Raw genomic sequence first — 9,861 nt, 5'->3', positions numbered from 1 at the left:
CGTGAGCCCGACCGGGGTGTCCCCCTCGGTCATGAGGATGAAGTCCATACCGACCCTTCCGTCGAATGTTATTCGCCGATAACGTAGGACGTAGCTCAGCCCAGGTCAAGGCCCCAGAAAGAGCGACAGGCGTTACCTTGCGATAACAACGAAGGTCGCCAGGCGCGCACGGGAGGGGTCGCAGCCAGGGCGACCCCGGTCGCACCGCGACCGACGGCCGTACAGGCGGCAGCGGACTGACGTGGCACCCAGTTCGTTACTGTGCACTAACGGCGTCGCCTCTCCATTCGGGACTTGACCGCACCTAAGCCAAGCCTTACGTTATTCGTAAATAACATTTGAGAGAGGATCAGTATGGACGTCATCGTCATGGCTGAGGGGGACATCCCGACGGGGCTCGCACGGGAGCACCGCTACCGAGAGCCGGTCGAGGAGGCGCTACTCGCAGAGCATGTCGACGTTGATGCCTTCGGTAGCTGCCACGACCTTGCTGCCCGAGCTGCCCGCGAGGTGTGGAATGGCTGACCAAGTCCAAGGACTGGACGCGGCTGCCTTCCGTTCGGCGTTGGCCCGCTTCCCTTCCGGCGTGACGATCGTGACGACCCGAAGCGCCGGGGGCACGTCGCATGGGTTCACCGCGAGTTCCTTCGCGGCGCTGTCGCTTGATCCACCACTTGTTCTCGTTTGTCTGGACCAAGGAGCGGACTGCTTCTCAGCTTTCATAGCAGCTGAGCAGTTCGTCGTGAACATCGTGACGCCCGCGCATGCGAAGTTGGCCATGAGGTTCGCCACCAAGGGCGAGGACAAGTTCGCACACGGGAGCTTCGAGTCCGACGAGGGCGGACACCCGATACTGCCCGACGCCGCAGCGGTCATCCGCTGCGAGCTGGAGCAAGCCGTACCCGGCGGGGATCACGTCATTCTCATCGGTCGTGTGCACGACGCACGCATAGGTAGCGGCAAGCCGGTGATGTGGTACCGCGGTGATTTCCTCCACCTCGGGCAGAGCGTCACATGAATGACATCGGGCCCGGCTCGTCAGCTCCGGTGGATCGCACGAGTGGTTCATCCACGCGCGGCGCGCGGTGTGGTGGAACCCTCCGCTCGGGCCGTGCTGCGGGGCCGTCCGGTGGGTGATTCCGTGGAGTTCGACCGCGTGAAGATCGGGAACGTGCTGCACCCGGTGGCCGACATCGACGCCGCCGTGCGCTTCTACACCGACACCTTCGGCCTGGCCACGAAGTTCGTCGACGGCGACCGCTACGCCGCCCTCGACGCCGGCAGCACCACGTTGGCCCTGACCGGCCCGGCCGAGGACGCCACCGGTGGGGTGCCCGCGGCGTCGTTCAAGGTCCCCGACGTGACCTCGGCGCTCACCGCCCTCGTACAAGGCGGCGGATCCGTAGTCCGGGAGCCCGAGCGGGGCCCGCACGAGGTCCGAGCCGTGGCCCGGGACCCATGGGGCAACACCGTAGTGATCTACGGGCCGCGGTAGCGGTCAGTCCGGTAGCGGATCGGCCTCCGCCGTGCCCCAGACCGAGACGTCGGATGCCATGGACATTCCTGTTCCCTCCCCGGCCGTCGGCCAGATCCCAGATCTTTTGCGCGCCGGAACGACCTGCGCGTCCGAGGCACCAACGCTCGCCGACCGCGTCACCCGCCCTCCAAGCCCGGAAGGTTTCCGTGCACCCCGTCTTCCCCTCACCCTCACCCGATCGCCCGCCGGCACCGGACCCATCGCTCGATGCCCTCCGACTGCGACACGGTGAAAGTCTCCGCGAAACCACGCGTCGTGCCCGGCGTGCATTCGTTGCCGCCAACACCGTCCCTCTTGCCGTCGGCATCGCGCTGTCCTTGCTGACCGCCGTTCCCGCAGTTCATGTGTACGGGCACATCACCTTCGGCCTTGTCTGGGGCATCCTTCAATGCGGCCTCTTCGTCGCCACCGTGTGGATGTACGAGGCGCGATGCACAGCCTGCGATCCCGTCGAGCGGGCCCGGACCTCCCGGCATGCCCCAGGCCGAGACGTCGGGTGCGTCCACTGTCGATGATTCCTGGCGGAAGCGGTGACCGTGCCCATCGTGAGCGCAGCTGTACTCGACCCGATCGGTTCAGACGCCAGAGGCCCCGTGATCGTCGCCTTCCTGGTATTCATCGGACTGTCTCTCCTGTGGCTTTTCACGCTTGCCTCGAGTCAGGAACACGAGCCGGAAAGGCTCTACATCGCGGACCGGTCACTCTCTCCGGTCTTCAACGGGTTCGCCATGGCGGGCGAGCAGATCACGGTCGTCACCCTGTTGGTGACGTCCGGGTTTATCGCTCTGTACGGCTACGACGGGTTCAGCATCGCCATCGACCTCATGCTCGCCCTCGGCGTACTGCTGCTCCTTGCTCAAAAAATACGCGACAGCGGACTTTACACTCTCGGTGACCTCTTCTCCCTGCGTGCCGCGGGGCGCACGTCGCGGACTGCCGCAGCCCTGGTGACACTTGCGATCACCATTCCCCTTCTCATGGTCCAACTGCGGGCTACCGGCATCAGCGTGGCCCTCCTGATCGGCCGGTCGACCCATGGAACCCAAGTGGTCTGCACGGTGCTGATGGGGCTTCTCGTCGGCTTTTTCGCAGTCGTGGCAGATCTGCGAGGCACCAGCTTCATGCAGGTCGTCAAGGTGGTCGTCACCCTGATCACGCTTACGCTGATCACGCTGCTGGCCCTCAGCAGATTCGAGTGGAACCCCGGATATCTGCTCTCCGCGGCGGCGGAGAAGAGTACGTCGCCGAACGGATATCTGCGCCCCGGGCTCTGGCCGCGCACCGCGAACCTCGGATCGCTCAACGTGATCGGCGAACACATCGTCGTTATCCTCGGTACGGCCGTGCTGCCGAATCTGATCCTGCGTGTCAGTGCCTCCCGCAGCGGGCGCTCGGCACGACGATCCATGAGCATTGCCTCGGGACTGGGCGCTGCCTTTGTCGTCCTCCTGAGCGCGGCGGGCTTCGCGGCCGCGGCCGTGGTGGGAGGCGACGTCATTCGAGCGGTTGACGACGTTGGGCAGGGGTCCCCGATTCTGCTGGCTTCGGAAGTACTCCCGCACGGCTCAGTGGCGCGCGTCGCGCTCATCACGGCCATGGCGTCCGTGGCCTTCCTCGCCGCACTCACGACCGTGTCAAGTGTGGCCTTCGCTGCCGCTGTCACCTTCGCGCGTGATGTGTTCGCTCAGGGCAAGGGCCCGCGCACCCGAACCGGAGAAGCGCGAGTACTGCGTCTGGCCCTCGTCGTCCTGGTCGCCGTGAGCCTGTCGCTGTCCACAGCCATCAGCCGGTATCCGGTCGAGTCCCTGGTCATCTTCGCTCTCTGCGTTGCGGCGTCGAGTATATTCCCGGCGCTGATCTACACTTTCTTCTGGCCCAAGTTCAATCGCCGGGGGCTTCTCTGGTCCGTCTATGGGGGGCTGCTGCTGTCCCTCGTGCTCACGGTCTCCTCACCCGTCGTCACCGGTACCAAGAACTCACTATGGCCGGAATTGAGTTTCAACTGGTATCCGTACTACAACGCGGGCATGGTGTCCGTGCCAGCGGCACTCTTCCTCGGGTGGATCGGCAGCCTCACCTCACCAAAGAGTTCTCAACCGGTTGCCGGTGCAGTGAATACGACGGGAAGGGAAGTCGGACGGAGGAGCACAGCCCGCCCGCGGACAGCGCACGGTCGACATGCAGGCTGATTCGCCACGGTTGTGGTATCCGCAGGCTCGACGATCTCCTGCACCCGGGCGGCTTCCGCGCGGGTGCAGGAGATCGTGGACCTGGCCGTCCGCTTAGGCGGGTAGCGGCTTCGACGCGGTCTTCGGCAGTCGCGCGACGGTGATCACTCCGATGAGCGCTACGGCGAGGATCCAGTAGACGGGGCTGGTTCTGCTTCCGGTGCCGGCCACGAGGGCAGCGGCGACGAGTGGCGTGATGCCGCCGATGATCACGCCCAGGTTGTAACCGATCGCGATGCCTGAGTAGCGCACGCTTGCCGGAAACAGCTCCGTGGCCAACGGCCACGTAGGTACCTGTGCCCACCCGGTGAAGAACATGAAGACCAGATAGACGGCCCCGACGGCCCAGAGGTTGGTTGCCGCGATGAGGAGTGCGAAGACCGGCCAAGCGATGACGGCGAAGATGATGTAGGACGCCAGCAGGATGGGCTTGCGGTCGTAGCGATCCGTCAACTTGCCCGCCCAGGGATAGGTAAAGGTGGCCAGGGCGATGCACAACGCTGAGGTCCAGGCGACTCCTGTGGCGGAGAATCCTTCCTCCTGCAGGAAGATGGCGAAGTAGGCAACGCCGAAGTAGCCGGTGCCGTTGAACGCGATAGCCAGGCCCGCCACGCGGGCAACCGACAGCGGGTGGCTACGCAGAGCGGCCAGCATCGGACTGCGTACGATCGCGGCCTTCTCCTTCAGCTCTTGGAATTGAGGCGACTCCTCGACCCGCAGCCGAGCCTGCAGACACACCACAGTGAGGACCAGCGAGAGGAGGAACGGGATCCGCCAGCCCCACGTTGCCATCTGGTCGGCCGGAACCAGCAGACGGACCAGCCCTACGACGCCGGCGGCCACGGCGAACCCGAGAGTGGACCCCATGGAAACCGTCGATCCGTAGAAACCCCGCTTGCCGGGCGGCGCCAGCTCGGCGATGTAGGTGGCAGCGCCACCGATCTCACCACCGGCAGCGAACCCTTGGGCGAGTCGCACGACGATGATAGCGATCGTCGCGGCGACTCCCATCTGTCCGTAGGTGGGCAGCAGACCCATCACGCCGCACGCCGCCCCCATCATCACAATCGTCGCGACGAGGGCTGTCCGGCGGCCGCGGCGGTCGCCGAGGCGACTGAAGAACCAGCCACCGAGCGGACGGATGAGGTAGGACGACGCGAACACCGCGAGCGCGGACAGGGTTGAGACCGTCGGATTCTCGCTGGGGAAGAACAACGGTCCGATAGTGAGCGTCAGAAACCCATAGACGCTGAAGTCGTAGTACTCGATCAGTGTCCCGACGCCGCCGGCCAGCGATGCGCGCCGGGCGGACCTCAAGCTGATCGTCTTTTCGGAGTGTTGTGCCGTCGTCATTGACTCTCCTTGTCACACCAGGATGGGAGGTGCGCCGTTCGGCCGCCCTCGCCGCGCGAGGTCGGCGCCGTCACGTTGTTCGGCGCGATCAGGGGGTGGGTCCTGACTGGACCCTTCCGTCGGGTCAGGCTCCGAGGCACTGTGGCGAGGTCGATAGTTGCCGGTGCCCGGTGCTGCCTCAGGGGGCTGAAGCCCCCATCTCTCTGGGTTCGAGCCGCGCAGGCGTCAGGGCTACCTCGTCGGTGACTGCTGATTCGACGACTGCGGGATGACCATCGGATGATGGGGCGCATTGATGGAGCGCCGCCGATCGCATGCCATACCTCGTGGGTCAGCAAGAACTGCGTACGCACACACTCGATGCACTTCGCATGTGCTGACTCTGACCCGTCGTACACAGACGCGCAATGCACTGATACGACTGGACTAATTCAAATTCCACAAGCATGGATGCAGAAGCGACATGGTCCGGGAGTGGCGCGCAGGAATGGAATTAAGTCAGCATTGCCGAACGACTCAAGCCGCAGGGCGGTCCGGGGAACCGAGCTGCTCGGCCCAGGACAGAAGCCCGAGATGATCTGTGGTCGTCGTACCTTTGGCGCGCTCACCGAGTCTGCGTCGCCGCGCCGACTCGCGCTGCTTGGATCTGTTGCCGTGTCAGGTCGGGAGCTGCATGAGTCCACCCATTGCTGTATACGCGTCGGCAGACGTAGGGGCCATGGCCAACCCATCAAGGTTCTTCGCTCATGCGACCGCTACCGTAGGTGGTTCGCGATCACTGTGTCGTCATTCCCGCCGTACATTTCATCGATCAACGTGGCGAATGAACTCACTACCGCGTTCCGCTTGACCTTGCCGTTCGCGGTCCGCTCGCCGCGTTCGGCCTCGAGGGGCCGAGGCAGCACGCGGAAGTCCTTCAGCTGTTGCGCGCGCGAGGTCCGTGTTGACTCGCCCGAGCTCAGCTCGCAGGCGTTCGGACAGCGCCGTCGTAGTCAGTGCCTTGGCCTGTGCGCTCGGCTCGAGCAGCACGGTGAGGCACTTGCGCGCGTCGCCCACGACGATCGCTTCGCTGATCAGCGAGCTCTCCGTCAGCCGGGTTTCGATCGGCTGCGGATTGATCGTTTTGCCGCCGCTGGTGATGATCACGTCCTTCTTTCGGCCGATGAGGCGGATCTCACCGTGCGCGGTACGCTCGATCAGGTCGCCGGTACGGAACCAACCGTCCCGCAGAACGGCATCAGTCTCTTCCGGGTCGCGCCAGTATTCGCGGAACAGCAGTGGTGCGCGGACCAGCATCTCACCATCATGTGCGACCTCGACCTGGAAGCGTGGGTCCGAGAATTCGCGACCAATATATCCCGGGCGAGGAAACGTCTGGTCGAAATGAGCGACGGGGCAGCCGGCTGTTTCGGTGAGGCCGTAGCTTTCGCGTAGATCCAGCCCCCAGATCTGCCACAGCGCAATGACGTTCTCGGGCGTCGCGGCAGAGGCGGTGAAAGCGACGCGAAGGCGGTCCAATCCGACGCTTGCCCGCAACGGCAGGAAGACGCGGTGGAGCACAGTGGTGTATGCGATCCGCAAGAACACCGAGGGCTGACCACTGGACCAACGGCGCTCGGCCATTCGGCGACCGACCCACATCGCGCCTTTGTAGGCGTACCGGCGCACCCGGGGCCAAGCCCGCGCTCGTGCGATCAGCTCGCCGGCGACCTTCTCGTAGAAGCGCGGGGGCCACAGCAGTGCCGTCGGTCGCACGGTGCGCAACGCGTCCTCGTAGTCCTCGATGCGGCAGTACGTCACCACGAGACGTGAGAGCAGCGGAGTGAAGATCAGCAGCAGCGCCGGCGCCACGTGGGCCAGCGGCAGGAAGCCGACGATGTCGTGCTCACGGCTGTCGAGTTCCGGATAGAGGCCGACGACGGTCTGGACCGAGTGCTGAAGCGTACGGTGCGAGTGCGTGACGCCTTTCGGAGCTCCTGTGGAGCCCGACGTGTAGAAGAGAACGGCGGGGTCGTCGAGTGTCGTGCCAGCGACCATCTCGACCAGACGGTCGGATACGACGCTTGGATGCCGCGCTCCTTCTGTGCGCAGCTCCTCCCACGTTGTCCCGGTGGTTGCCTCAGGTAGCGCCGGCGGGGCGGTGTCCATGCCGACGACGAGCCGCAGCTTCGGTGCGCGGGCTGCGATCTCCGCCACCTTGTTGAGCTCCGTGGCTGTCTCGCCCATAAAGGCCACTGCCTCGCTGTGCGCCAGGATCTGCTCGATCTCGGCGGGCGAGTTGGTGGGGTAGACGCCGACCACCACGCCGCCGACACTCTGCACGGCCAGTGCGACGAAGGCCCATTCCGGGCGTGCGCTGCTCATCACCGCGACGTGATCGCCGTGCTGCACACCGTGCTCGACAAGGCCGAGCGCGATCTCGCGTACTCGATCTCGGTACGTCCGCCACGTGATCGCGTGCACAACCCCATCGCGCCAGTGGCGCAGCGCAACGATGTTGGGCTCAGAGCGCGCACGATCAAGCAACAGCTGCGGATGCGTCCGGATCGGTTCAAAATTCATCAGATCCATCACACGGCCTCTCCGCAGATCCACGAGAGCTGACGAGCCAGGTGATGTCATCCATGTAACACCCTGCCCGAGGTGGAGGAAATCACCGCGGTACCACGTCATCGGCTCGCAGAGTTCAACAGCGGCCTTGATCCCGACATCGTCGCGACGACCATCCGCACCGCCGCGATCAACGCGCTGCTCATCCCCGCGGACGCGAGCTGACAAGAAGAGTAGTGGCTCGATCGCCCTCCGCAGCGCACCGGATCCTCCGGCATCCGACCGAGTCTGCCCAGGCCTAGACGGTCACGGACATCACCTCACCCACGACACTGCGCGAGCGTTGGCTTGGGGAGATGCTGTTCGCGGTCCTGGACGACTTCTCCCTGCGTCGGCACGCGGTCCACCCTGGACCGCCGCCGACGACGCGGTGCCAACGCTCGCCGCCAGTGGCGTGCCGGCATCCGGGCCACCCCGAAGCGCCGGGTCACCTCCCGGTCACCGGCCCCGGCCTGGATCAGGTCAGCGGCTACGAGCCGCGCCCTTGAAGACCGCTCTTCTTGTCAGCTCGCGTCCGCGGGGACGAGCAGCGCGTTGATCGCGGCGGTGCGGATGGTCGTCGCGACGATGTCGGGATCGAGGCCGCTGTTGAACTGGGGTACCGCGTTGATCATCGAGAAGACGGCGTGTGTGAGAACGCGGGTCTGCGCGTCTGACAGGTCGGGCCGCAGCCGGGTGACCAGCCCGCTCCACTCTTCGGCGTAGAGGCGCATCATGCGTCGCATGCGATGGCGTTCGTCCTCGGGGACGTTGTGTTCGTTCTTCAGGAACACCAGCGTGGACGGAACGTTCTGGAGACTGCGTTTGACGTGGTAATCGATCATCTCCTCAAGTGCCTTGCGTGGATCCGTCACCTCGGCTGCCGTCTTGCGGGCATGAGCCAGCAGTTCGTCCAGCGGATCCTCGAGCACGGCGATCAGCAACGCCTGCTTGCTCGGGAAGTGCCGGTAGAGCGCGGGGCCGGTCACACCGGCACGCGCGCCGATCATCTCAGTGGTGACCGCATCGAAGGCACGCTCGTTGAACAACTCTCCGGCGACCTTGATCAGCACCTGCCGACGGGTGGCGCGGGGAGACGCGGTACGGGGGGTAGGTGAGCTCGACACACAGAAAGTCTAGTCTAGGTGAGCGGCCGATAACGTGCCATTGCGTGTTCCGCGAGCAGGTCGGCCACCGCGGTCAGACAGGCGAAGCCCAGCTCAGACGACATGCCGCGTGGATCACCGAGCACCCCGCTGGGGGCGACTGCCTTGACACCGTCAGTGAATACGCGGGCCAGCAACGCGTCATCCATGGACCCGGTGAAACCCGCGGCGGCGCGATCGTTCCTCACCGCGTCCGGCCGCACGGCCAGCATGATCGAACTTTCGGCGACGTCGGCATGTCCTCCGACGTGGTCGGCGAGGCCGGCGACGCGTTGAGCAGTATCGCGCCACGCGCGGAGGACCGCTGCCGAGTCCGCGAACGCGATGACATCCAGGTCGGAGGGGAGCCGCGCGGCGATCTTCGGCTCGATGTCACTGAGCACCGGATAGTTGCCGATATGCGCCGAAAAGATCAGCACCCGGCGGAAGCCGTGCACAGCAAGGCTCGCGCAGCAGTCGGCGCAGATCGCCTCGAGCGTCTCGGCCTGCACCGAGAGCGTTCCGGCGAAGCCGAGGTGGTGCGGCGAGCAGCCGATCCGCACCGTCGGTAGCACGAGCGCGTCGCCAAGCCGCTCGGCGACAAGAACACCTAGTCGATCGGCGTGATCACTGTCGACCGACATCGGCAGGTGCGCGCCGTGCTGCTCCGTGGCGCCCAGCGGCAAGACCGCCGTACGCATACCGCTCGCGATGGCGCTCGCGATGTCGGGCGAGGTCAAACGCTCAATCCGCAACTCGCTCACGTGTGGTCACTCCTCCTTCTGTGCCCGCTCGGCCAGTACCTCACGGATGCGTCACTACTCGACGGATGGGGAGAGGCCCGCAGTCCAGGCCCGCGCACGTTAATCAGAACTAACACCTGTCGCTCTTCCTGGGGCCTTGACCTGGGCTGGGCTACGTCCTACGTTATCGGCGAATAACATTCGACGGAAGGGTCGGTATGGACTTCATCCTCATGACCGAGGGGGACACCCCGGTCGGGCTCACG

General features: G+C 65.2%; 10 protein-coding genes. 5 read left to right on the top strand and 5 right to left on the bottom strand.

Annotated elements, in window-relative coordinates; all coding sequences use genetic code 11:
- Positions 1-354 precede the first annotated feature (354 nt).
- The 3 genes from J5X86_RS49715 (at position 355) to J5X86_RS49705 (ending at position 1,495) form a co-directional block, all read left to right on the top strand.
- Positions 355-525 (top strand): hypothetical protein, encoded by a 171-nt coding sequence (locus tag J5X86_RS49715; RefSeq protein ID WP_162952956.1) that lies wholly within the window; start codon positions 355-357, stop codon positions 523-525.
- Positions 452-1,018, top strand: a complete 567-nt coding sequence (locus tag J5X86_RS49710) for a flavin reductase family protein (RefSeq protein WP_308124995.1) — start codon at positions 452-454, stop codon at positions 1,016-1,018. Before J5X86_RS49715 ends, J5X86_RS49710 begins: the two co-directional genes overlap by 74 nt.
- Positions 1,019-1,156: 138 nt before the next feature.
- Positions 1,157-1,495: a VOC family protein gene (locus J5X86_RS49705; RefSeq protein WP_208523162.1), complete on the top strand. Its 339-nt coding sequence runs from the start codon at positions 1,157-1,159 to the stop codon at positions 1,493-1,495.
- Between the two features lie 212 nt (positions 1,496-1,707).
- Here J5X86_RS49705 and J5X86_RS49700 read toward each other — a convergent pair whose 3' ends face one another.
- Positions 1,708-2,043, bottom strand: a complete 336-nt coding sequence (locus J5X86_RS49700; RefSeq protein ID WP_208523161.1) for a hypothetical protein — start codon at positions 2,041-2,043, stop codon at positions 1,708-1,710.
- Positions 2,044-2,082: 39 nt separating this feature from the next.
- On the opposite strand from J5X86_RS49700, the gene J5X86_RS49695 reads away from it, so the two are divergent.
- The gene (locus J5X86_RS49695; RefSeq protein WP_308124994.1) at positions 2,083-3,726 is read left to right on the top strand and encodes a transporter; all 1,644 of its coding nucleotides are present in this window, start codon (positions 2,083-2,085) and stop codon (positions 3,724-3,726) included.
- A 93-nt stretch (positions 3,727-3,819) separates the two neighbouring features.
- Here J5X86_RS49695 and J5X86_RS49690 read toward each other — a convergent pair whose 3' ends face one another.
- Both J5X86_RS49690 and J5X86_RS49685 read right to left on the bottom strand, forming a co-directional pair.
- Complete coding sequence (locus J5X86_RS49690; protein ID WP_119986308.1) at positions 3,820-5,118, bottom strand: MFS transporter; 1,299 nt, start codon at positions 5,116-5,118, stop codon at positions 3,820-3,822.
- 804 nt (positions 5,119-5,922) lie between these two features.
- Positions 5,923-7,689: a long-chain fatty acid--CoA ligase gene (locus J5X86_RS49685; protein WP_208523159.1), complete on the bottom strand. Its 1,767-nt coding sequence runs from the start codon at positions 7,687-7,689 to the stop codon at positions 5,923-5,925.
- A 72-nt stretch (positions 7,690-7,761) separates the two neighbouring features.
- Between J5X86_RS49685 and J5X86_RS52350 the strand changes: the two genes are divergently transcribed.
- Positions 7,762-7,893 carry a hypothetical protein gene (locus J5X86_RS52350; RefSeq protein ID WP_279595817.1) on the top strand — a complete coding sequence of 44 codons (132 nt, stop codon included), beginning with the start codon at positions 7,762-7,764 and terminating at the stop codon, positions 7,891-7,893.
- A gap of 338 nt (positions 7,894-8,231) precedes the next feature.
- Here J5X86_RS52350 and J5X86_RS49680 read toward each other — a convergent pair whose 3' ends face one another.
- Both J5X86_RS49680 and J5X86_RS49675 read right to left on the bottom strand, forming a co-directional pair.
- Positions 8,232-8,780, bottom strand: a complete 549-nt coding sequence (locus J5X86_RS49680) for a TetR/AcrR family transcriptional regulator (protein ID WP_203348632.1) — start codon at positions 8,778-8,780, stop codon at positions 8,232-8,234.
- A 68-nt stretch (positions 8,781-8,848) separates the two neighbouring features.
- Positions 8,849-9,616, bottom strand: a complete 768-nt coding sequence (locus tag J5X86_RS49675; protein ID WP_205587670.1) for a creatininase family protein — start codon at positions 9,614-9,616, stop codon at positions 8,849-8,851.
- Positions 9,617-9,861: the final 245 nt, after the last annotated feature.

It is taken from the genome of Streptomyces sp. NEAU-YJ-81 (genome assembly GCF_017592595.1).
GTDB classification, from domain to species: domain Bacteria; phylum Actinomycetota; class Actinomycetes; order Streptomycetales; family Streptomycetaceae; genus Streptomyces; species Streptomyces hygroscopicus_B.
Note: the sequence above shows the minus strand (reverse complement) of the source record. Positions and strands in the feature narration are given on the sequence as shown.